At 47.7% G+C, this 24,866-nt stretch carries 19 protein-coding genes; all 19 read left to right on the top strand.

Annotated features, from left to right (window positions below):
• The first annotated feature begins 339 nt into the window (after positions 1 to 339).
• Positions 340 to 1,350: a LacI family DNA-binding transcriptional regulator gene (locus HPT30_RS16010; protein ID WP_175372345.1), complete on the top strand. Its 1,011-nt coding sequence runs from the start codon at positions 340 to 342 to the stop codon at positions 1,348 to 1,350.
• Positions 1,351 to 1,527: 177 nt separating this feature from the next.
• Positions 1,528 to 2,937: an extracellular solute-binding protein gene (locus tag HPT30_RS16005; protein WP_175372344.1), complete on the top strand. Its 1,410-nt coding sequence runs from the start codon at positions 1,528 to 1,530 to the stop codon at positions 2,935 to 2,937.
• A gap of 115 nt (positions 2,938 to 3,052) precedes the next feature.
• A complete protein-coding gene (locus tag HPT30_RS16000; RefSeq protein ID WP_175372343.1) occupies positions 3,053 to 5,947 on the top strand; it encodes an extracellular solute-binding protein in 2,895 nt (964 codons plus the stop codon).
• 117 nt (positions 5,948 to 6,064) lie between these two features.
• Positions 6,065 to 6,937, top strand: a complete 873-nt coding sequence (locus HPT30_RS15995; protein ID WP_175372422.1) for a carbohydrate ABC transporter permease — start codon at positions 6,065 to 6,067, stop codon at positions 6,935 to 6,937.
• A gap of 4 nt (positions 6,938 to 6,941) precedes the next feature.
• The gene (locus HPT30_RS15990; RefSeq protein WP_312876343.1) at positions 6,942 to 7,817 is read left to right on the top strand and encodes a carbohydrate ABC transporter permease; all 876 of its coding nucleotides are present in this window, start codon (positions 6,942 to 6,944) and stop codon (positions 7,815 to 7,817) included.
• A 16-nt stretch (positions 7,818 to 7,833) separates the two neighbouring features.
• A complete protein-coding gene (locus HPT30_RS15985; RefSeq protein WP_175372342.1) occupies positions 7,834 to 9,288 on the top strand; it encodes an NHL repeat-containing protein in 1,455 nt (484 codons plus the stop codon).
• Positions 9,272 to 9,898, top strand: a complete 627-nt coding sequence (locus HPT30_RS15980; protein ID WP_312876342.1) for a Yip1 family protein — start codon at positions 9,272 to 9,274, stop codon at positions 9,896 to 9,898. The genes HPT30_RS15985 and HPT30_RS15980 overlap by 17 nt, the downstream gene beginning before the upstream one ends.
• Before the next feature lie 17 nt (positions 9,899 to 9,915).
• On the top strand, positions 9,916 to 12,468 hold the full coding sequence (locus HPT30_RS15975) for a DUF5696 domain-containing protein (protein WP_175372341.1): 2,553 nt from the start codon (positions 9,916 to 9,918) through the stop codon (positions 12,466 to 12,468).
• Positions 12,465 to 13,370 (top strand): carbohydrate ABC transporter permease, encoded by a 906-nt coding sequence (locus HPT30_RS15970; protein WP_175372340.1) that lies wholly within the window; start codon positions 12,465 to 12,467, stop codon positions 13,368 to 13,370. Before HPT30_RS15975 ends, HPT30_RS15970 begins: the two co-directional genes overlap by 4 nt.
• An 18-nt stretch (positions 13,371 to 13,388) precedes the next feature.
• Entirely contained in the window at positions 13,389 to 14,396 is a 1,008-nt protein-coding gene (locus HPT30_RS15965) for a carbohydrate ABC transporter permease (RefSeq protein WP_246317157.1), read from the top strand.
• A 500-nt stretch (positions 14,397 to 14,896) separates the two neighbouring features.
• Positions 14,897 to 17,419 (top strand): carbohydrate-binding protein, encoded by a 2,523-nt coding sequence (locus tag HPT30_RS15960; protein ID WP_246317155.1) that lies wholly within the window; start codon positions 14,897 to 14,899, stop codon positions 17,417 to 17,419.
• Between the two features lie 430 nt (positions 17,420 to 17,849).
• Positions 17,850 to 18,626: an ABC transporter ATP-binding protein gene (locus tag HPT30_RS15955; RefSeq protein WP_175372339.1), complete on the top strand. Its 777-nt coding sequence runs from the start codon at positions 17,850 to 17,852 to the stop codon at positions 18,624 to 18,626.
• Between the two features lie 62 nt (positions 18,627 to 18,688).
• A complete protein-coding gene (locus HPT30_RS15950) occupies positions 18,689 to 19,540 on the top strand; it encodes an ABC transporter permease (protein WP_175372338.1) in 852 nt (283 codons plus the stop codon).
• 55 nt (positions 19,541 to 19,595) lie between these two features.
• Positions 19,596 to 20,738, top strand: a complete 1,143-nt coding sequence (locus HPT30_RS15945) for an ABC transporter substrate-binding protein (RefSeq protein ID WP_175372337.1) — start codon at positions 19,596 to 19,598, stop codon at positions 20,736 to 20,738.
• Between the two features lie 28 nt (positions 20,739 to 20,766).
• Entirely contained in the window at positions 20,767 to 21,843 is a 1,077-nt protein-coding gene (locus tag HPT30_RS15940) for an LLM class flavin-dependent oxidoreductase (RefSeq protein WP_175372336.1), read from the top strand.
• The gene (locus tag HPT30_RS15935) at positions 21,840 to 22,448 is read left to right on the top strand and encodes a cysteine hydrolase family protein (protein WP_175372335.1); all 609 of its coding nucleotides are present in this window, start codon (positions 21,840 to 21,842) and stop codon (positions 22,446 to 22,448) included. Before HPT30_RS15940 ends, HPT30_RS15935 begins: the two co-directional genes overlap by 4 nt.
• A 2-nt stretch (positions 22,449 to 22,450) precedes the next feature.
• Complete coding sequence (locus tag HPT30_RS15930; RefSeq protein ID WP_217622404.1) at positions 22,451 to 23,788, top strand: zinc-binding metallopeptidase family protein; 1,338 nt, start codon at positions 22,451 to 22,453, stop codon at positions 23,786 to 23,788.
• 56 nt (positions 23,789 to 23,844) lie between these two features.
• The gene (locus HPT30_RS15925; RefSeq protein WP_175372334.1) at positions 23,845 to 24,333 is read left to right on the top strand and encodes a flavin reductase family protein; all 489 of its coding nucleotides are present in this window, start codon (positions 23,845 to 23,847) and stop codon (positions 24,331 to 24,333) included.
• A gap of 13 nt (positions 24,334 to 24,346) precedes the next feature.
• Complete coding sequence (locus HPT30_RS15920) at positions 24,347 to 24,856, top strand: NADPH-dependent FMN reductase (RefSeq protein WP_175372333.1); 510 nt, start codon at positions 24,347 to 24,349, stop codon at positions 24,854 to 24,856.
• Positions 24,857 to 24,866 lie beyond the last annotated feature (10 nt).

Genomic DNA, 24,866 nt, shown 5'->3' with positions numbered 1-24,866 from the left:
CTTCAGTGAATATTTACTTAATAAATATATAATAATTAACTAAAAAAAGAAAATGATTTTTATCATCTTGGATATATCTTATGAATATTTATATAGAAAGCGCTTTTAAGTATATAATTGTAAATAGTTATTGCTAAGAGGAAAATGATCTGCTATTATTTAATCACTGAATAATTAATTTAATTCACTAAATAAATAATCTATTCACCCTAATGTTTTTCACTGTCGCAGCTAAATGAAACATGGTGTTGTTGTTTTCACTATGGTGGAAATAAATTGTTAACTTCCATGAAATCATTTAGAATAAAGTATTAATCTACATATGGACAGGGTGAAATCATGGCAACCATTCGTGATATTGCAAAACTGGCAGGTGTGTCGAGTGTGACCGTCTCCAGAGTACTTAACAAAGATAATACATTATCTGTTTCTGAAGAAACGAGACAACGTATTCTTGCCATTGCTGAGGAAATGAACTATCAGACGCCGCGTAGCCGCAGGGCAGCGAGCAGCAAGGAAACTCCAGAAGCCTCCGAGTATTCGAACATCAAAATTGGCACGGTGATGTTTTTGACCGAAAACCAGGAGGAAGATGACCATTACTTTCATGCGATCCGACAGGGAGTCGAGAAAGAGTGTGTAGCCTCCGGCATTAGAACGGCTGATATCTTCAGAATGGAGCTGTTTGAGAGTCCGAAGATGGATTTTGGTGATGTCGACGGTGTGATTTTTATCGACAGGTCCTACGATTTCAATATTCAGAATGTAAGAACATTAAAGCATGTAGTCTTTGTTGATTCCGCTCCCGATGTGGAAAGCTTTGATTCCGTGGTGATTGATTTTGAGCGAGTGGCAAAGCTTGCACTGGACCATCTGTTTGATCTTGGACATACAAAGATCGGTTATATCGGAGGTAATCGTACTTACGGTAAGGATCAGCGGCAGTTCTACTTTGAGCGTTATATGAAAGAGAAGGAACTGCTTAATCCAGAGCATGTTTATATGGGTGGCTGGTGGATTCCGGAAGGTAATCGGTTAATGAAAGAAGCCATTTCGAAAGGTGATTTGCCGACAGCTTTTTTTGTTGCTAATGATGCACTGGCAATCGGAGCGATTCATGCGGTCAAGGAAGCAGGACTGCGTGTACCTGAAGATGTGGCTATTGTCGGGTTTAACGATATTGATATGGCAGAGTATACGAGTCCTCCTCTTACAACAATCCGAAGTCAACCGGAGCTGATGGGAAGAATGGCAGTGAAACTGCTGATCGATCAGATTAAGGGCAGAGAGGCTCCAGTACAGGTGGTTGTGCCTGCCAAACTAATTGTACGTAACAGCTGCGGGTCTTAGGCCCGCAAGCTTATTAAAGGAGGTGAGTATGATGTAAGGCTGCTGCTTGGTGGAGATGGGATACCTGCATACGAGACGGAGCAGTTGCGCTTGAGGTTAATGTTCTTATTGTTTAATTTAATGATTATTATTCAAGTGTGGTCAGATCATGGAAAATTGACGAGGGGTGTTTAACAAATGCGTAAATTGAAACCGCTTTCATTACTTTCTTTGGTTTTTGTTTTGCTTTTCTCGTTGACTGCTTGCAGTGGCAGTAGTCAAAATTCGCCTTCTGCTTCCCAAAATGCAGGCAATACAGCTAAAGCAGATGCTACTAACGAGCCGGTAAAAGAAGAAGATACACAACAAGAGGAAGCCAAGCCGGAAGAGACTTACGACCTTGGCGGAAGAGAAATTAAAATTGGCGCCTGGTGGGACGGAACACCAAAAGCTGACACGCCCGAAGGTGAGAAAGCCATTCAGAAGCAAGCAGAGGTTGAGAAGAAGTACAACGTCAAGATCAAATATGTTGCTGTAGACTACTTCGAGCTTGCTGAGAAATTCACTTCCACCGTTATGGCTGGCGATCCTTTCGCTGACATTATGCTGGCACCTGCCGCTTATATACGGAGCTTTGTGAAGGGTGGATATTTGACAGCGCTTGATGACGTGATGAATGTCAAAGAAGAAACGAAGCTTTCGGACAGCATCATCAAAGCGGGTAGTTACGGAACAGGCAAAACCTATGGTTTTGTAACAGGTCCACCACTCTTCGATAACACTGGAGTTCTGTACAACAAGCGCCTCTTCGAAGAAGCGGGTGTACCTACACCTGAAGAGTACATCGAAAAAGGGGAATGGACCTGGGATACCTTTGTAGATGTTGCGAAGAAATTAACGAAGAGCAAAGGCGGTAGCGGAAAAATCGATCAGTGGGGCCTCACAGGATCCCCGTTCTCTCTTTCTACAGCTTCAATCTATTCTAACGGTGGCGTAATTTTTGATGAAGATACACAAAAGGTCGCAATAGATTCTCCTGAATCGATCGAGGGCCTTGAGTTCGCGAATAAACTCTACAACGAATACAAAGTAGTTAAAAAAGATGAAGGTAACGATTGGGAAGATCCAGCGAGATACTTCAGAGAAGGGCAAGTTGCAATGTATCCAGTGCAATTGTTCGAAGTAGAGCCGCGTTTCCAAAATCAGATGGAAGACCCGTATGTTTTCGTACCTTTCCCAAGCGGACCTAAATCTGGCGGCCAGTTCATTATGGGTATGCCGCAATTGCACGTGAATGTCATTCCACGCGGGGTAAAAGATGCGAATGTTGTCTACAAAATTTGGGAAGATCTGCAAAGCTTCGATACCATTGATGAAGATAACCAAACCATTGCTGAGTCCTGGTTTGATGATGAAATTTCTGTTAACAACGCAATGAATACATTTAAGATTATGAAATTCGCGCGTTATGCAGGCCTTGGTGTCGAAGATAACCTGAGCCAGTTGTATCGTGATATCATAGCTGGAAAAACAACGCCGTCAGCAGGGGTAGCAAAATTGTTACCGGCTCTGCAATCAGCTGCAGATAAAGTTCTAAAAGGCGAATAGTCTATTGGAGAGCGGGGAGTAGACAACCGGGTGAACTCTGCCTTTGGGGGCTGCTCCCTGAATTGCACAAATGAGGACCATAAATTATCAGGCAGGGCAGGGGATTGCGTTGAATATGCCTAAGATGTTGCGCGTCGCTGTTGCATTTACCATCCTGTGTACGGCTGTCATTCCCATGAAGGGAGGGACAGATCACGGACAACAGATTCATGCGGCAGGGGATAGCAAGACAGGACAATCGGAAGTTGTGGAAGCGTTTCAAATGGATAGCTATGACAGCTACTTACAGGAGCATAAGAATGTCAGCAGACCGGTACAAGATATCGTAATTCATGGTGGGGATTACGTGAAATTCGATGGCTCAGAACCGAAGAAGGTTAGTTCAGCCGGAGATGAGGAAGGGTCGTTCGTAGAGAGTTATGATACGGGTTCGATTTCATGGGAGGTCAATGTTCCTGAAGATGGACTGTATAATATGTCTCTTCGTTACTACACGCTCGAAGGCAGATCGTCCTCTATCGAGAGAGAACTTCTGATTGACGGGAAGCTTCCGTTCGCTGGTGCAAGAAGCTTTATCTTCCCAAGGCTGTGGATGAACGAGAAGCCGCAGATCGAGCAGGATAACCAAGGAAATGATATCCGCCCTCGTCAAATTGAGGCTACTGGATGGCAGGAAATTCCTTTCCGGGATGCAGAGGGCTTTTATGAGAAGCCGTATGCTTTTTATCTGTCAGCTGGTAAACACACAATTACGCTTAACTCTATCAAAGAGCCGATGGTGATCGGCGAGATCAAGATCGGTCAGTTCGATAAGCTGCCTAATTATGAAGAGATGAAGGAGCGTTATCAGAAGCTGGGACTGCAAGAAGTGAAGGGCCAACAAGTGAAGGTACAGGGTGAGGATGCGATTCTCAAATCTGCACCAACATTGTACCCGATCACAGATCGTTCCAGTCCAAGTACGGAACCAAAGTCCATTTCAAAGATTCGCATGAATACAATAGGCGGCAATAACTGGCGTATGCCGGGTGATTCCATTACTTGGCGGATTGAAGTGCCGGAGGATGGACTTTACAAACTTGGCATCAAGAGCAGACAGGAGTTTTTGCGCGGGGTGTACTCTACTAGAACCCTGTATATCGACGGTGAAATTCCTTTTGATGAAGTGCGGGAGATTCCTTTCAATTACTCAAGTGACTGGAAGATGACTACGCTCGGCAACGAGCAGGAGCCGTATCAGTTCTATTTAACTAAAGGAAGTCATGAGTTGAAGCTCGCGGTCAGCCTTGGTTCAGTTGCACCACTGATCCGTCAGGTACAGAGTAGTATTCTAGAGCTTAATTCCATTTATCGCAAAATCTTGATGATTACGGGTAGTGTGCCGGATCCGTTCCGGGATTACAATCTGGAGCAGAAAATTCCAGAGATGATTGCTGTCTTTGAGAAACACAGTGAAATTCTAACAGGTGTATCTCATCAATTGAACGAAATCACGGGTGAGAAAAGCGATCAGGTGGCAATTTTGACGAAAATGGCCTATCAGCTTGAGGACTTGGCTAAGCATCCAGAGACACTGCAGAATCGTCTGGAATCTTTCAAAATCAATGTTGGTGGTCTGGGAACCTGGGTTCTGCAGGTTAGAGAGCAACCACTCGAAATTGACTATATCGTTCTCGCTTCCCCTGAGCAGAAGATGCCTAAGGCGGCTGCATCCTTTGCTAGCAAAGCCAAGCATGAGGTAACGAACTTATTTAGCTCGTTCTTTACGGACTATAACAGCATGGGAAATACGAGTGAGAATGAACGGGCAGTAACGGTTTGGGTAGGAACCGGACGTGACCAGGCGCAGGTAATTAAAGCGATGACTGATGATACATTTACAGAGCAAACAGGAATTAGCGTGAATTTGCGACTAGTCAATCCTTCTGTCCTTATGCCTGCTACCCTATCAGGACAAGGACCTGATGTAGCGATGCAGATTTCTAATGATATCCCAGTCAACTATGGGATGCGGAATGCCATTGTGGATCTGACTCAGTTCAACGATTACGAAGAGGTTGCCAAGCGATTCCGGGAGAGTGCGATTACCCCGTACAAATTCCATGATGCTGTATTCGGTTTGCCAGAGCAGCAGGTTTTCCCGATGCTGTTCTATCGCAAGGATATTCTGAGTGAGCTTAACTTGAAAGCTCCACAGACGTGGGAAGATATGTATGAGATCATCCCTGTGCTCAAGAAGCACCATATGGATTTGGCGTTGCCGCTTGCTCAGACTGTTGGGGTATCCACACTTGAACCGAGCAAAGCCTTTGCGATGCTGTTGTATCAGCAAGGCGGCGAGTTCTATAACAACGATGGCACTAGAAGTGCCCTGGATTCTGAACCGTCTATGCAGGCTTTCCGCCAATGGACTGACTTTTTCGTGAACTATAAGTTCCCGCTTCAGTTCGATCTAACGACTCGTTTCCGGACAGGTGAGATTCCAGTTGCGATTTCGGATTACACATTCTACAACACGCTGGCGGTATCCGCTCCAGAGATTAGAGGACTGTGGGACTTTACGGTTGTTCCTGGACTTGAACAGAAAGACGGCAGCATTAAGCGGGACGTATCAAGCGGTGGCTCGGCTGTCATTATGATGGAGCAAACGAAGGACAAAGAAGCAGCCTGGGAATTCATCAAATGGTGGACCAGTAAGGAAACACAGGTACGCTTTGGCCGGGAGATGGAGGGGCTCATGGGAGCAGCAGCTCGTTATCCAACCGCGAATGTGGAAGCTATGGAAGAATTGCCATGGCCAAGTAAGGATCTCCAGAACCTGAAAGAGCAGTGGGATTGGGTGAAGGGCGTTCCTGAGGTGCCTGGCGGATACTACACGGGTCGTAACCTTGATAATGCTTTTAGAGAAGTCATTAACAATAAGACGAACACGAGAGACGCTCTCTATGATTACGTGGAAGAGATCAATCGTGAGATCGAGTTTAAGCAAACAGAAATCAATCTGAAGTAGAGACCGAGGTGATCTAAGTTGCAGCAAACCAATACTTTACCGGCATCCGCGGGTGAGCCTTCGCCTCAGAAAGGCGTGAGCACCAAGCATAGTAAACTCCGGTTTAATTTGAAGCGAATGAAAAATGACAAGCATCTATACGTGTTGATTGCTCCATATATGCTGCTGTTCTTCATTTTCACTGTGCTTCCGGTTGTCATGTCCATGCTGATCAGCCTTACGTACTTCAATATGCTGGAGTTTCCACGCTGGGCAGGCTGGAGCAATTATACAAGGTTGCTACTAGACGATGATATTTTTCTGATCGCTCTAAAAAATACGTTGATCTTCGCAGTGATTACGGGTCCGATCAGTTATATTGCCTGTTTCGTATTTGCCTGGTTAATCAATGAGCTCAGGCCAAAGGTACGGGCCTTTATGACCCTTGTTTTCTATGCGCCTTCGATTTCCGGGAATATCTATTTCGTATGGCAGATTATGTTCTCTGGAGATTCGTACGGTATTGTAAACGGTTTCCTGATGAGAACCGGTTTTATTAATGAACCGATCCTATGGTTCCAGAATCCGAAGTATACGCTGATGATCATTATTATTGTTCAGCTATGGCTAAGTCTCGGAACGAGCTTTCTGGCGTTCATTGCCGGTCTGCAAACTGTTGATAAGACTTTGTTCGAGGCGGGAGCGATGGACGGTATTCGCAACCGGTGGCAGGAGCTATGGTATATCACGCTGCCTTCTATGCGGCCACAGCTGATGTTCGGGGCGGTTATTCAAATCACGGCATCCTTTGCGGTGGCAGACGTAGCGATGAACTTGGCGGGATTCCCAAGTGTGCAGTATTCCGCCCATACCATTGTTACCCACTTGATTGACTACGGTACGATTCGATTTGAGATGGGTTATGCCTCAGCGATTGCCACAGTGTTGTTTGGTATTATGCTGTGCTCCAACCTAGTGATTCAGAAGATGCTTAGAAGGGTGGGTGAATAGGTCAGTGAGACTAGCACTTAAATTCAGATTGAGCGGGGAGAAGAGAATTAACCGCTCGTGGCAGGTGGACCTTTTCTTATTCCTTCTTCTAGGCCTGTTCGGTGCCTTTATGGCCATTCCACTGATTTATGCGATCAATAATGCGTTCAAGCCGCTCGATGAGCTATTTCTGTTTCCGCCTAAGATTTTTGTGCGGAACCCTACCTTTAATAACTTTCCTGATTTGTTCCATCTGATGGCCAAATCGTGGGTTCCTTTTTCACGCTACATTTTCAATACGGTGTTCATCACCCTGGTCGGTACAGTGGGGCACGTTATCCTTGCTTCAGCAGCAGCCTATCCGCTGGCAAAGTATAATTTTATCGGCTCCAAGACATTGTTCTCTATCGTTGTTCTATCGCTTATGTTCTCCTCGCAGGTGACGGCGATCCCGAACTATATGACGATGTCCTGGCTGGGATGGATTGACACGTACTGGGCGATCATTGTGCCGGCATTTGCCTTCCCGCTCGGACTCTATCTGATGAAGCAGTTCATTGAGCAGATTCCGATGGCCTTGATTGAATCCGCCAAAATTGACGGTGCGAGTGAGTACCGCGTGTTCTGGACGATTGTTATGCCGCTGGTTAAGCCAGCATGGTTCACGCTCATTATTTTGTTGTTCCAGATGCTATGGGCCACCGACGGCGGCAGCTTTATCTATAGCGAAGAGCTTAAGACGATGCACTATGCGATGGGACAAATTATTCAAGGTGGTATTGCCCGGGCAGGTATAGCAGCAGCGGTAGCTCTGCTATTGATGAGCGTTCCGATGGCGTTGTTCGTCATCACTCAGAGCCAGATCATTCAGACGATGGCATCTTCCGGAATGAAGGAATAGCACGGGAGGAACGAAAATGAAGCTTATTAAGTCAATTAGCAAAGTAGTGCTTGTCTTAACAACAGTAAGCTTATTGGCATCACCGCTTCAAGCGGGAGCTGCTCCCTATGAGGGGTACAGCTACTCTTACTGGGGAGATAGTGTGAGTACCCCTAATGCTTACACTCCGGCAGGCACGATTGATGGCACCGAGCAAGGCATTGGCAAGCTTTTAGAACCGAGCGATATGTATGTTGCTGAGGACGGCTTGCTTTATGTACTGGATGCAGGGAACGGACGAATTGTCGTCTTTGATCAAGATTGGCGGGTTGTTCGGGAGATTCGCGGCTTTGTGCGGGATGGGAAGAATGAGAAGTTCAATAGTCCGCAAGGAATCTATGTTACAAAGCACAATCATATCTATATTGCCGACACTGAAAACCGCAGAGTTGTGGAGCTGACAGGAGAAGGAGACTTTGTACGCGACATTGGAGCTCCGAAGTCTGATGTCATCCGCGCTGGCTTCGAATATTACCCGATCAAGGTTTCTGTAGATCATGCGGGCCGGATCTATGTTGTCGGCAGAGGGGTCTTCGATGGAATTATCGAGCTTGATGCAGAAGGAAACTTCACTGGTTTTATGGGGACGAACCGAGTGAAGTTTGATGCATGGGACTACTTTTGGAAGAAAATGTCGACCAAAGAGCAACGCAGCAAGCTGGAACAATTTGTTCCGCTGGAGTTCAATAATGTGGATCTGGACAGTGAAGGCTTTTTGTATACGACGACATCTGAGCTGACCTCTAGCGATCCGATTAAGCGGCTGAACCCGGTTGGAGAAGATGTCTTGCGGCGTCAAGGCTATTGGTTCCCAAGAGGAGACATCTATTCCATGGGATCTAGTGAAAGTTCACTCTTGATCGATGTCAAAGTCGGTGAGAATGGGGTATATAGTGCGCTTGATTCCCGAAAGGGGCGTGTATTTACCTATGACCAGGACGGAAATCTATTGTACATTTTTGGTCGTATGGGCGAGCAGGAAGGCACGTTCCGTACCCCTGTTGCTTTAGAGCGTAGAGGGGATGATTTCCTGGTGCTGGATAAGGCGATGAATCGAATCAGCGTATTCAAGCCGACCCGTTATGGTGCATTAATTAATGAAGCGAATCATCTGCTGTTCTCCGGCAAGTACGATGAGGCGGAACAGAAGTGGAAGGATCTGCTTAAGCTGGACTCCAACAATGAGATCGCTTATGTCGGTATTGGTAAGGTGATGCTTCGCCAAGGAGAGAACAAGCAGGCACTGGAATATTTGAAACTTGGTTATGACAGGGAGTACTACTCTAAGGCATTCGGTAAATATCGCAAAGAGATAGTACGTGAATACTTTGGGACAGGGATGACCATCGTGATCGTCCTGGGTGTAGCCCTGGTGGGCTTCAGCTTCTTAAGAAGAAGGGCGAGAGGGAAGGTGAATGCGGATGTTACGTGAGATGACCAAAACCCCGTTTTATGTACTGCTTCATCCTTTTCAAGGGTTCTGGGATTTGAAGTATGAGAATAAGGGCAGACTGCGCGTTGCTCTGTCCATGCTGCTATTGCTGACGGTGGCGACTATATTGCTGCGGCAGTACGCAGGTTTTGTTGTTAACTTTAATTATCCCTATGATCTAAATAGCATTAATGAACTGCAATATATTGTTCTGCCATTCTTTCTATGGTGCGTAGCGAACTGGTCTTTGACGACACTCATGGACGGTGAAGGGAAATTCAAGGACATTGTGATGGCCACTGGCTATGCGCTGCTTCCGCTGATCTTGATGAGATTCGGGAATGTGCTAATCAGTAACATCATTACTACGCGTGAATCGGCCTTCTACTACATGATAGATTCACTATCTGTACTATGGTTTGTCTGGCTGCTGTTTATCGGCACAATGACAGTACATCAATATACAGTTCTGAAGACCATTGTCACAATGCTACTAACCTTGGTGGTTATGGGCATTATCATGTTCCTGGGGCTGTTATTCTTCAGTCTGCTTCAGGAAATGATCGGTTTCGTGGTATCCATCTATAATGAGATTTCATACCGCATCTAGGAAGGAGGCTGGCAGACGTGAAAAACAAATGGAGAGCGGCAGTCGCTGCGGCAGTTGTAATCAGCTTAGTAACTGCTGGAAGCGGGCCAATCGGGCAAGCTGGAAATGTTGCTGCTGCGCCCAATTCCCTGGATGCGCCGGTAACACAAAGTGATTACTCAGAAGAGGCGGTTCATTCTTCAGGTGCGGCGGCATCGGCTGTAGCGTCAATGACGCTGGCTGCCGAGAACGAAGCATTGGCACTTTACTATAGTCCCAAGACGACAGAGATTGCTGTCAGCAATAAGAAGGATGGCACTGTCTGGTTCTCGAACCCGCAGGACCGGGATACGGACAGTAAAGCGTCTGGGATGAATAAATCCATGTTATCCAGCCAATTGCTGCTGAATTTCTCGGATAAAACAGGCAAGCCGCAGCAATATAACAATTTCAATCAGAGTGTGGAGTACGAGCAATTTGAAATTGAGAAGCTAGGTGACGGCCTTAAAATTCTGTATACCATTGGCGAAAAGCTGCGCGGTGTAGAGCAGATTCCAAAGTTTATTAGTGAAGAACGCTTCCAAACACTGATCCTGGATAAGATCAAGGATGAGAAGAAGAAAAAAGATGTCCTCAGCAGATTCAACTTGGATGAGAATAGTAAGCTCTACGAGCGGCGGGATACTGCCTTGAAAGGAATGGCGCTGACCAAGACACTGCGTACGCTAGAGGAAATCGGATATGGCGAAGAAGAGATGGAGATAGACCGTAAGAATAGTGATGTGGTCAGCCAGGCTTCATTCGTGATTCCGGTTACTTATCGACTTGAGGATGATCAGCTTGTAGTGAATGTATCGGCTGAGAATATTCAAAACAAAGGTTTCTTCCTGCACTCCATTTCTGTGCTGCCTTACTTCGGCGCTGCCGGTACCAAGGATCAGGGCTACATGTTCGTACCTGACGGCTCGGGTTCACTCATTCATCTTAATAACAATAAGCTAACTGCCTATGGCTATAATGTGCCTCTATATGGAGCGGATTCAGTTAGCTTGCCGAAAAAGCAGGTGCTGGGCGGAGAAACAGCTCGTTTGCCGGTGTTCGGTATGAAAAAGAATGATGCAGCCTTCGTAGCCATCGTAGAGAATGGGGACGGAATCGGACGCATTGAAGCCGATGTAAGCGGACGGGCGAATTCGTACAATTATGTGTTCAGCAGTTATGAGATCACTGATTCTGATCCGCTTGCACTGACAGGATTCTGGATGCAGCAGTCGGTTCCTAAATTCCAGGATAGACCGTATAACGGTGATATCACGGTTCGTTACGGATTTTTGCAAGAAAAAGAAGCGAGCTATAGTGGGATGGCTTCCTACTACCGTTCGTACTTAATTAAGAAGCACGGGCTTGAGAAGCTGCATGAGCAGGAGCAAATTCCGTTCAATGTAGAATTAATTGGTGGAATTCCAACGAGGAAATTTTTCCTGGGCATTCCGTATAGCTCTTATCAGCCGCTTACCACGTTCAGTCAGGCACAGGACATTCTTAATCAGCTTCAGGGTGATGGTATCCACAATATTAAAGTCCGCTACACGGGATGGTTCAATGGCGGGCTGAATCATAAAATCCCATCCTCAGTATCCGTGGATAGCAAGCTGGGTGGAAAAAAAGGACTTGCGGAACTACAGGACTTTGCGGATCGCAACGGAATTACGCTGTATCCCGATGTATCCTTCATGAGAGTGCTTCAGGATAAAGGGGATTTCAAACCGAAAAGAGATGCGTCACGTACGATGAATGGCGTAGTAGCAACGGTCCATCCTTACGATTTAGCTAGTTACTACAAACTTACGTATTTGGAACCGACCTATCCGCTCTCTCCTGCAAGGCTGCCTGTAGTAGTGGATAAATTTATGAATCAGTACAACAAGCTTGGGCAGAAGGGGTTGTCTCTGCATGATATGGGAGATGAACTGAATTCCGACTTTAATACGAAGAATGTCCTTACCAGGGAAGAGAGTAAGAAGGCAGTAGAAGAACAGCTTGCGAAGCTGCACACTTATCCAAATATGATGGTATCGGGTGGTAACGCATACACTCTTCCTTATGTAGACAGTGTCGTTAATGCACCGCTTGCGAACAGCGGCTATAACCTTACTGATCAGAGTGTGCCTTTCTATGAGATGGCGCTGCATGGGTACATCGATTATGCAGGAGAAGCGCTCAATCTCTCGGATGAGCAGGATACTCGTTATCATGTTCTGAAATCACTGGAGACGGGCTCTGGGCTGTACTTTACTTGGTTCTATGAGAAACCATCACTGGTTAAGGAAACCGGGTTCGACTATCTGTATTCTGCGAGCTATCAAAATTGGATGGATGAGGCCAAGTCGACGTATGCCGAAATAAACAATGTGCTGAGTAAAGTACGGACTCAGATTATAAAGGATCATCAAATGCTAGAAAAAGGTGTCTATCAAACCACCTATGAGGATGGAACATCAATAGTAGTCAACTATAATGATTATCCGGTCAATGTAGGTGGCGCTGCTGTTGAGGCGATGGGATACCTTATGGGAGGCGAGCGCAATTGAAGCAACCTAGAGTCGGGCTAACGCTGCACCAGCGGCAAAAGTATAAAGGAGTATGGTTTATTCTCCCCTGGTTTGCCGGATTCCTGTTATTGTTCCTTGTGCCGCTTATTAATTCGCTGCGCTATAGCTTCAGTACACTGAAGGTGAACGATAATGGATTTTCTATTCAATCTGTAGGTTGGGCTAATTTTAAGAATGCTTTGTTTCAAGATGAGCATTATGTACGAACGTTGACTGAATCCATGGCGAACATGGCCATCAATGTACCGCTAATTGTTATTTTCAGTTTGTTTGCAGCGGTGCTGTTGAATCAGAAGTTTAAAGGAAGAGGCCTCGTTCGCGCCATATTCTTCTTGCCGGTTATTCTGGCCTCTGGCGTCATCGCGGCTGTTGAAAACGGCGATTATACTCAGGGAATCATCAAAAGTGCAAGTCAGACGTCAAGTGGTGAGTTTGCGCTGTTCCGTAATCTGGAGCTCGCCAAGCTGCTATTAAACTCAGGTGTCAATTACCAGATCGTTCAATACCTGGTCGGGGCGGTCAACCGGATCTATCAGATCATTACGGCCTCTGGAGTGCAGATTCTTATTTTCGTAGCAGGCTTGCAATCCATTTCCGGCTCGCTGTATGAAGCCTCCAAAATTGAGGGTGCAACCGGGTACGAGTCATTCTGGAAAATTACGTTTCCGATGATCAGCCCGTTGATTTTGACGAATGTGGTTTATTCTATCATTGATAACTTGCTTACAAGCCCGACGACCCAGCAAATTCGGGATACGGCCTTCAAGTCCTATCAATTTGGACTTAGTGCAGCAATGGCTTGGATCTATTTTGTCGTAATCTCGCTCTTCTTATGGCTAATTACAATGCTCATTTCCAGGAAAGTATTCTACCACGACTAAGTTAGGAGGGAGCCTGCTATGAAAGCTGAAAGTATTAGAGAAAAGGCGGCGCATGTGCTACCTTCTTCCTTGGAGCGCATGTCTCATTCAAGTTTTTGGGTTAATCATGTGAAAAATTGGCTCTGGGTTTTTGTGCGAAGTGTTCTTCTTGCCGGCATTTCCTTTATCATCTTGTATCCGATTCTGATTAAGGTCATGATTGCGATCAAAGATCCTGTTGATCTGTATGATGCCAGTGTAGTCTGGATTCCTAAGCACTTCACGTTAAGAAACTTTCTGTTAGTTAGCGAATCGCTGAATTATCCGAAGGTTCTGCTCAACACATCGCTATTGTCTATTCTGGTCATGGTGTGCCAGACCTTGTCATGTGTGCTTGCCGGTTATGGGTTCTCAAGAATGAAGTTCCGGGGTAGCGGTTTGTTGTTCGGCTGCGTGATCTTTACGATTCTAGTGCCGCCACAGACGATTATGATTCCAACCTATTTGACTTATAAAAACTTTGATATTCTAGGCATCATTACCTTCTTAACGGGTAAACCCTTGAATCTCATCGATACTTACTGGCCGTTCTTTATTTCCTCTATTCTAGGAATGGGCCTGAAGACAGGACTATTTGTTTACATTTTCCGTCAGTTCTTTAGAGGGATTCCTAAGGATTTGGAGGAAGCAGCTTGGGTGGATGGATCAGGCACCTTCGGTACCTTTATGCGGATTATTTTGCCGAATGCCATTCCGGCCCTGGTGACCGTCATGCTGTTCTCCTTCGTATGGCAATGGAACGACTCCTTCTTCACCGGGATGGTCCTGAATGAGACAGGTGTGATGTCTTCCATGGTATCTGGCGCGTGGGGACAGATCATGTTCTACCTGAGATATACGGAAACTTCTCTTGGTATGGACCCGCTGTATGCATCCATGATTCGTAATACTGCGGTATTGATGGCGATTCTGCCGCTCATTATTATGTACTTGTTCGTACAGCGTCACTTTGTAGAAAGTATGGAACGCAGTGGTCTGGTGGGTTAATCGCTAGCTAAGATGAACAGAAGAAAGTAACAAAAGCGAGAAGGAACGAAGGGGGAAGTTTGGAACTGTAGGAGCGAAGCATTCGCCTGAAAGCTTTCCGTAGGAAAGCTAGCATCGGAAGCCTAAGCTGTCCCCAGATTTCAACCGCTAGAAGTGGTTTGAATCAAAATAAATCTGGGGACAACAGCGACCGGAAGTCCAAACATTCCACCGTAGTGACGATCGAGCTTTACGTGAAGATCTTAAGTTCGTCATATATAGCCTCAATCTGAATAGGGCGCAAGAAGGTTGATTGCTTCTTGCGCCCTTGTTCATGTTATACAAAATAGGCGGGAGAGTGATGTAAGCTGATTAAGAACAGGAAGCTAATACTTGCCGCTCTGCTTCTTATCATTGGAGGAGTTGTTGTTTTTGTATGGCTTAGCAGTCTCCGAGGGGAGGAAAAGTCTATAGAGTCGTCAGCGAAAGATACGGTAGTACAGGGGCAGCAAGCTGAAGAATTGCCGGCCGCGAATGCAGCTGAGCCGCCAGCATCCACTCTATATGAATTCCAAGCTAATGATTCGCGGAACATTTTGAAAGGACCGCATACACAAATCGCTGATTGCGCACAGTGTTCTGATGGTAAACAGGTAGGAGGTCTTTTCGAAGGTAGTTCAATTCAGTTCAATGATGTAGAAGTCGCGGAGGCTGGGAAGTACATTGTAACCGCTTACTATGTATCGGGTGATCCACGCTCTTTTTATATTAAGGTGAATGACAAGGATTCGGAGAAGATTGACTTTCCGGAAGTTGTGAAAGACGACTGGGATTCAGTAGGCAGCTTTGATTTTGAGATCGAACTGAACGGTGGCAGCAATGTTCTGCTATTCTCTGACGGTGATTGGTACTCTCCCAATTTGGATCGAATTGTGATTAAGAAGGCGCCTGATAGCGTTAATGCTGGACAGAATCCGGCGTTCCAGTGGGGCGATTCTGCGAATATTGGTGAGCTGGCGACGACTTTGAAGGTTGGAAATATTACGGTATCGCAGCATAGCTCTGGATTTACAGTGGATAGCGGTACTTACCAATTGCTTTATAATACGACAACCGGATTATCGTCATACGCCTGGGATAGCAAGGTGATCGCCAAGGGGGTATACAGCAGTTTCAAGCTGAATGAGGATCTGGTCTACAGTAATGAGTATGATTCGCACACTTTGCTAACTGATCAGGTAGAACAGATTCAGGATGGACACGGCAAAGGAATCAAGCTCATTGTCCGTAATGAGAAGCAAGGGCAACCGAGTCTTGATCAAATCTATTATGTGTACGAGAAGACTAACTACTTTATCAAAGCTGAAGAAGTGACTGGCAATAGCGAGTTAAGTACGAATGAGATGGCTCCTGTGGTGCTGGAGACTGCTGGCGGGGTCGATCTTGGACAGTATAGTGATAACCGGGTGCTTATCGTGCCGTTCGATAATGATGCTTGGGCACGTTATGATTCCAAGTCGATGAATACACACTTGAACACGAATAGTAATATTAGCTCTGAAGTGACGGCGATCTTTGATAATGCCAGCCGTAATGGTCTGATTGTCGGATCGATAACTCATGATACATGGAAGACAGGCATTCACTGGAGCGGTGCAGATAATCGTCTGGATCAGCTTAAGGTATTCGGTGGTTTTACTTCCAAAAAAGTCACCTATGACAGCTTGCCACATGGTGCGATTAAAGGAAAGACACTTAAGTCGCCGCAAATTTTCGTCGGTTTCTACACCGATTACCGTGACGGTATGGAAGCTTATGGCCGCGCGAATGCAGTAGTAGCGCCTCCGCTCTCCTTCGGCCCGAATATTCCGCAGGGGGTTCCTGTTGGCTGGAATAGCTGGGGAGCGTATGCTGAACATCTGTCGTATGATAATCTGATGGCAGCCTCTAACTTTTTCCATGACCATATTCAGAATGCTTCCTTTAATAATAATGGCGCTGTATTTATGAATATGGATTCCTTCTGGGATAACCTGTCGGATGAGCAGCTTGATGATGCTGTGGTGAAAATCCGCAAGAACGGACAGATTCCTGGAACATACCATACACCATTTGTATATTGGGGTAAGAATATGATTGCTGTAGTGGAAGGAACAGAGGGGAAATACACTTATGGTGATATCATACTCAAGGATGGTGAAGGGAAGCTCGTTCCGTATGGTAATGGAATCGCCCTTGATCCTACTCACCCGGGTACGAAGATGAAGATGGATTATGATATTGCCCGTTTTAAAGCACGTGGTTATCAGTTCATTAAGCTCGACTTTCTCACCCATGCTTCGATGGAAGGCGATTTCTATGATAAAAATATCACGACAGGGATACAGGCATACAACGAGGGAATGTCCTACTTGCTGAATCAGCTTGGGGACACGATGTTCGTCAGTGCTTCTATTGCACCGATCTTCCCGAGCCAATATGCCCACAGCCGTAGAATCTCCTGTGATATTGACGGCTCGATTTCCTCTACGGAATATCAACTGAACAGTCAGACGTATGGCTGGTGGCAGAACGGGACGATCTATCATTATACCGATCCCGACTACATGACACTGACTAAGGGTGAGACCTTCGAGGGGGCACAAACCCGGGTCAATGCGTCGGTCATTTCGGGAACGGTCTATCTGAATTCGGATGATGTGCAGAGCGCGGAAGCACAGAAGCTGATGAAGAAACTGCTGACCAATCCGCGGGTGAACGAATTGGCGATTAAAGGCAAGGCTTTCCGTAACGTGGAGGGCAATACGGGAACCACTGCTTCAGATACGTTTGTCTTGGAAGATCAGGGTGCTTACTATTTGGCTGTGTTCAATTACAGCAAGGAATCTGCAGAGAAGATCATCGATCTTGGTCGTGCAGGGGTTCCGGCGAATGTCAGCATCCTTGATCTGTGGACTAATAAGCCGGTTCAATCTGAAAATGGTAAGCTTACGCTCACGCTGAGTGGAAGACAATCCGTGCTGTACAAACTGGCTTCAAATTAAAGGCTGACTACAAGTATTGAGATTCAAGAGCTGATTGGACATTGTCCAGTCAGCTCTTTTTTTGTGCTCCCGGTATGAGCCGTACTAAACGTCTTCATCATTTATTATTTAATTAAAAAATCAAGCGCACGATTTCTAATCAAAATTATTACCTCGGGTTATTTCTTTCTCTTTTGTACAAGTAGATGGCCAAATGAAGTTTGTTTCATCAATAAGTTATGTATATGTTAGATAAAATAACACATAAGAGGGGTTTTAAATATAAAATATGTATAAAAAGATTATTAATGTATTATTACTCGATAAAATTAAATTATATGTGTCATGTATATTGACGTGATTTTATGTTCGTGCTAAATTGTATTCAAAGTTAATCAACTCATCAAATAATTTAATTAAAAAATTAAAAAAAGAGTTGGGGGAGAGAAAGATGTCGGTCATATTGGTGGAGAGCTTGTCCAAGAGGTTTTCGCGCAAAGGTCAGTGGACTGAAGCCTTACGTAACATCAATTTGGAGCTGGACAGCGGCACATTTGTCAGTCTGATTGGGCCGAGCGGATGCGGGAAATCAACGCTGCTGCGTATCATAGGCGGACTGGAGACCGCTGATGCTGGAAAGGTGAGCATCGGTGGAATGACCCCGCTAGAGGCACAGGCATCGAAAGTGTTCGGATTTGTCCCTCAGGCGCCCGCTTTGTTTCCTTGGCGCACGATTATTGAGAATATGCAGCTGCCGCAGGAAGTGAACCGCAAAGGCGGCGCAGCTTATGAGAGCAACCGCGAAGATGAGACAGAATTGCTGCGGGCAGTTGGTCTCGGCGACTTCACCAACGCATATCCGAAGGAGCTATCGGGCGGCATGCAGCAACGTGTAGGCATTGCGAGGGCGTTCGCGAGTGGTGCGCCGATCCTGCTTATGGATGAGCCCTTCTCCGCACTTGATGAAATCACAAGAGAGAAGATCAGTCACCAGTTGATGAGTATTTGGGAGAAGCATCAGAAAACCGTTGTGTTTGTTACGCATAACATCCGTGAAGCTGTATTTCTATCAGACAAAGTTGTTGTCATGTCGAGCCGTCCCGGGCGAATAACCGAGATTGTCGACATTAATCTGCCGCATCCTCGAACGAAGATGGAAGAGAATGATCCTATTTTTCATGACTATGTTCATCAAATCCGTGCTTTGTTACAGGAAAGGTGGGATTGACTATGGGGGTCGCAGGCAAGCAAAACACATCGAGACTAAACGCAAAAGGAGCAGGTGCAACGATGATGGATATTAAATTGAATGCCAATAGGGAGTCTGGAATTACGTTTGATCCGTCGTCCGTACCTTCCAAAAAGTTTGCGAAAACGCGTCGGGCCTTGTCGTCGTCGGCACCACCGACGGTTGCCTTCATCGGCTTCTTCCTTGTCTGGGAGGCGCTGGTCCGTCTGATCGGTCTTAATGCGCTAACGCTACCCGCACCAAGCTCGGTGCTTTCAGAACTGTTTGGACACCTTTCCTTCTACTTGCCTCACGCTTGGACAACGCTGTACGAGGCGATTGGAGGATTCCTCCTCGGCTCTGTTCTGGCGCTAACGGGCGGGATTATTATGGCACACTCGCGTTTGATTGAGCGCTCGTTGCTCCCGCTAGCCGTGCTCGCCAATGTGACACCGATCTCGGCGATCGCGCCACTACTCATGATTTGGTTTGGTTTCGGGGCGTTGCCCAAGGTGCTAATCGCGGCAATCGTCACCTTTTTCCCGATGCTGGTCAACTCGATCACAGGCTTCCGCTCCGTTGATGCTAACAACTATGAATATATGAAGTCGCTTCACGCCAGCAAGATGGAGATTTTCTTGAAGCTACGGCTGCCGAACAGTCTGCCCTATCTGTTCTCCGCTGCCCGCACCTGCGTTAGTCTGAGTGTAATGGGGGCGGTCGTTGGTGAATGGAGCGGATCGACGGAAGGGTTAGGCAATCTGGTAATGCTGTCGAGTAATAACATGCAGATGAATCAGGTGTTCGCTTCGATCCTACTGCTCGCACTAATGGGGATTATACTGACGAATCTCGTCCGTTTGGTCGAACGCAGGGTGCTTTCATGGCATAGCTCTGAACAGTCCAAAGGGTAACCTGACGTACAGCATCACCGAGTAATCGATAACAATAGATATGGAGGTCTGGAATATGGCAAAGAATAAGGTCTTTTCAAAGGTAAGTTCGGCAGGTGCACTGCTAACGTTGTTCGCGATGGTACTCGCGGGCTGCGGAGGCAATTCTGGCAATTCCAGCAGCTCCTCTTCTTCGTCAGCAGCATCGCCTACCGCAATCGCGTCGGCACCTGCTTCAGCAGAATCGGATTGGGCAGCACGTAAGGCGTCCAACGAGAAGGCAGGGAAAGTTAGGTATATGACGGGATTTTATTTCGGGGCCTCGCCGCCTGATCTGGAAGTCGTTGTTGCGGATGAACTCGGATACTTTAAGGATTTGGGCATCGATGTTGAGATTCAAGGTGGCCTTGATTCCGAGGGGATGAAGTTCCTTGCTGCGGATAAGATACAGATCGCCAGCGCAGGCGCCCCTAGCCTTGTTATCCAGTCTGTTGCTAGTGGTGCTGGTATTAAAGGGATTGCTACCTTCGGTGCCAAAGGGAACAACGCGCTGATGGTTATGGCTGACTCGGGCATCACGAAACCACAGGATCTGGTGGGTAAAACGATCGGGTACCACGGGGCGTTGCCGCCAAACTATGTAGCCATGTTCAAAAATGAAGGGATTGATCCGGCCTCGGTTAAAGGCGTCTCTGTCGGTTACGATCCGAGCGTACTGAGTTCTGGCAAGGTCGCCGCGCTCACTGTCTACAAGTCTAACGAACCCCATATTATGGAGAGCAAGGGGTTCAAGGTAAATCTGATTGATCCTGGAGACTACGGTGCTAAGACATCATTTGGCGTCATCGTAGCTAATGACGAGTTCGCCAAGGAGCATCCGGATACAGTTACGGATTTTCTCCGTGCCGTTGCTAAAGCCCATGAATGGGCGCTTGCTAATAGTGAACAAGCACTCGATATGTTGAAGAAGCGTTCACAATCAGGGTACGATCTGGCCTCCGAGACTAATCGCTGGACAGTTGAAAGCAAAATTGTTAAGGATGCACAAGACCCGAAACACGGAGTGGGATGGCAAACGGACACACAGTGGCAGAATGAGATCGACATGCTGAAGAACGCAGGCGTGCTGACGAAGACGCTAGCTGTTACAGATGTTATGGACAACCAGTATCTCAATTCCATTTACGACGGAACTAATCTAATCTGGCCAAACAAATAATAGACACCAGCTGCAGGAGGATACGAATATGACAAAAGGTATTGATTATAACAGTGTGGACTTTGGTATTTTCTTACCTATTACTAATGGAGGGTGGATTATATCGGAATCCGAACCGCGTCCAGACGGCAGTTATTTACTCAATCGCGCAGCTGCTGTGATCGCAGAGGAGACCGGCTTTGACTTCATTATGTCGATGGCGAAGTGGAGAGGTTATGGAGGTACGACAAATCACTGGGGCACTTCACTTGAGTCGATGACGATGATGGCGGGCCTGGCGGAGGCGACCTCCCGGGTTAAGGTGTTCGCTACGGTGCATACGCTCCTCTATCATCCGGCCGTCGCTGCCAAAATGTTCGCGACACTGGATCAAATCAGCGGCGGACGGGTCGGTATGAACGTTGTATCTGGCTCGTATGCGGGAGAATTCAGACAGATGGGGACATGGCCGGAGCATCTGGATCATGATGCCCGCTATGACCTGGCCCGTGAATGGATGCAGGTCGTGAAGAAGCTGTGGACGGAGGAGCGCGTCAATCATAAGGGGGAATACTTCGAACTGATCGACTGCGAGTCTAACCCTAAGCCGTTGCAGCAGTCGCCTCGTCCGCCGATCATCTGTGCAGGCCAATCAGAGAAAGGTATCGGCTTTACCATCGAGGAAGGTGATGCCTGCTTCATCGGCGGCCGTGATCTTGACGAGTTGGCGGCCTTATCGAGACGCGCCAAGGAGATGGCCGCAGAGCGGGGGAAGACAATCAAGACGTACTCGATGTTCGGAGTGCTTCCGGCAAATACGCAAGAGGAAGCAGAGGCCAAGCTGAAGCATTTTCAAGATGGTGCTGATATTGAGGCGATAAAAGGGCTGCTGCGCAGCTACGGAATGGATCCGGATGGCCGCGAGAATGTAATGCAAGCGCGTGCCAAAAACGTATTCATGAATGAAATGCTCGTTGGTAATGCGGAGGCACTCGCTGCGCAAGTTCGTAACATCATTGAGCATACGGGTATCGACGGCATGATGCTGACGTTCTCGGACTATACCGAAGATGTGCGCTATTTCGGGGAGAACGTACTGCCGCTGTTGCGCAAGGGGGAACAATGAAGGCGGCTCTGCTGATTATCGATGTGCAGCGTGACTTCTGCGCACCGGACGGTGCGGTAACGGCATTCGGCGCGGACTTGTCCACAATAGATGGAACGGTGGACAGGATTGATCTCCTGATCGGTGCAGCCCGTCGCGCTGGAGTCGACGTTATCTTTGTCAGGCTTGAAACAGCGCCGGAGCTGGACTCGCCCGCAATGCTGAGATGGTACGAGAGACAGGGCATCGATCCGTTGGTGGCAGCGGCTGTATGCCGTAAAGGGGAGCCGGGGGCGGATTATTATCGCCTCTTCCCTGAACCGGGCGATACGGTTGTCTCGAAGACACGGTATAGCGGCTTTGTCGGGACGAATCTCGATGAGGTGCTACAGGAGAAGGAGATCGGGATTGTGTACGCGACAGGTGTAACGACCGAGTGTTGTGTAGAGTCGACCGTACGCGACGCATTCATGCGAGATTACGAGGCTTTTGTTGTCAGTGACGCGTGTGCGGCTTACGAGGAAGAACTTCATCTTTATTCATTGCGTGCGATGGCATTGAACTTCGCTACGTTGATCGACACGGAAACGCTGCTGGCAGAGTGGGTAGATAGAGGGGAGGTATAAGCATGTCGGAACATCGGAATTTCATGAGCAGGGAGGATGAGGCCGGCGCAGATGCAGGGCGAATCGCCGAAATTGAAGCGCTCGTCCGGCGTCATATCGACACTGAAGAGCTAACCTCACTTATCCTGGAATTGTGTAACATTCGTAGTTTGGCGGGTTATGAGAAAGAAGCGGGTGACTATGTATTCGCCTGGATGGAGCGGGAAGGCTTCGCTCCGAGTCGTGTTGGTATGGTCGAGGATCGGTTCAGTGTCGTCGGCAGATTCGGTGGAGAAGCACCGGAGGCAGGCAGGAATTTGCTGTTTACGAGCCATCTGGATACAGAAGCGCCGCAGTATAATTGGCGCGATCAGTGGAAATACCGCCCGGGTGGTACAATCGATGATCCGGGTTGGACGACGGCCTCACTAGTCGAGGGGCGCTTCTCCGGGCATCCGGTGGAGAATGACCGGGGGCCGATGGCATGCTTTCTTATAGCAGCCAAAGCGTTGAAGCTAGCAGGTCTTCCTCTGGCGGGGCATCTGTATCTGACCGCTTGTCCGGCGGAGATCGGCCCTGAGCATGTAGAGGAGTTCAAGGGTACACAGTATCTCGGCAAGGAGATCGGTGCGCACTATATGATGACACATGGTGGTGTTGCACCGGACTACGCGATTGCGGCTGAAGGCACTGACTTTGGCATCTCTTGGGTAAGCTGCGGCCATGCGCTCTTCCGCATCGATGTCTATGGAGAAGATGTGTTCACGCCACTGCTGGAGCATCCGGGTGAATTGAAGGATCATCCCAGCGCACTTGTACGTGTTGCGCCGCTTATCGGGGACTTGCAGCTCTGGGCTGCAGACTACGAAACGCGGCATACGTACCGCTCGCTAGGCGGCACAGCCGTCCCCAAGGTGCAGATCTCAGCCATTCGCGGCGGTGATCCTCACATCTTTGGCGGAGGAAGTGAAGTCTGCTCGCTCTATATTGAAGTAAACCTAACTCCTGCTCAGACCATTGCGGATGTGCAGCGCGAACTGGAGGCGTTACTGAAGCGCGGCGGCTATGACAGCGCTGTTCAGCCGATAGTCTATCGCCAAGGTTTTGAAGCAGACGCAGCGCGGATCGACCCTCTGCGCAGCGCGTTGGCCGCAGCGGGTGAAGCAGGCGGACGCGGAGCGGCGCCGATCGCGCACCCGGTATATTCTAGTATGTGGCGGGATCATAACGTGTTTAACATGTACAACATTCCGTCGGCGACGTATGGCCCGACCCGGTTCCAACCGAGCCTGCAGGATATGGTTGATGCAGCCGTCGTCTATGCTGTAACCGCCTGGCAGGTGTGCAACAGCCAAGGATAGCCACAATATCAGTGAATGATTGTAATTTTGTTTCGATTTATGGGGAGGGATAAGGAATGGAAGGTATTGCATGGAGAGGCATCATGGGGAAGTTCGCGACGGGAGTTACGGTGATTACAACGCTCGATGAAGCGGGACGACCGATAGGGATGACAGCCAATGCATTCACATCTCTGTCGCTGGAGCCGCCTTTGCTCCTTATCTGCTTAGATAAGGGAAGCAGCACGCTCGTTAGCCTGCTTGCAGCGCGGAAATTCGCAGTTAACTTTCTGGCCGATACGCAGGAGGAGGTATCCCGGCGCTTCGCCCGAAAGAGCGAGACCGACAAATTCGATGAGGTTGACTATCGTGAGGGTGAACTGGGGCTGCCTGTACTTGGTAGCTGCCTCGCTTCAGTCGAATGCAGTCTGGCAGATACGCTGGACGGAGGCGACCATCTGATTCTGGTTGGACAGGGCGAGTTCCTATACGAGCCGGAAACGCAATCAAGCCCCTTATTATTTTACCAGGGCAAGTACAGAGCGCTGCAGGCGCTGGAGATCTAAGGAGGGTTCATATATGCATATCGCGGTCATCGTTGGTAATCCGAAACCGTTTTCAAAGACCTATACAATCTCGCTCCGCCTTGCGGAAGCGATCGCCGAGTATGCCGAGGATGCATCACTTCATGTGACTTATGATGTGATCGATTTGGCGCCACATGCGGGCTCACTTCTATCATGGGGAGACCCAGCGGCAGCTGAACTGAATGAGCGTATTGCCCGTGCACAAGCTGTTGTATTCGCTAGTCCTACGTATAAGGCTACCTATACAGGGCTGCTGAAGCTGTTTGCGGATCAACTGCCTCCGGATGCGTTGGCTGGTAAGTTAGCTATTCCTCTGCTCGTGGGAGCGGCTCCGCATCACAGTCTGGCTGTCGAGCTTCACCTGAGGCCGCTGCTCGTTGAACTGGGGGCTTCCTGCCCAACAAAGGGTGTGTACGTGATAGACTCTCAGTTGGATGATTTCGGGACAATCGCGAAAGAATGGGTGTCACAGAACGATAAGTGGCTGCTGAACTGGGTTTGAAGATATACTT

It is taken from the genome of Paenibacillus agri (assembly GCF_013359945.1).
In the GTDB taxonomy this organism is placed as follows: domain Bacteria; phylum Bacillota; class Bacilli; order Paenibacillales; family Paenibacillaceae; genus Paenibacillus_AQ; species Paenibacillus_AQ agri.
This window is presented reverse-complemented; position numbering and strand designations above follow the sequence as displayed.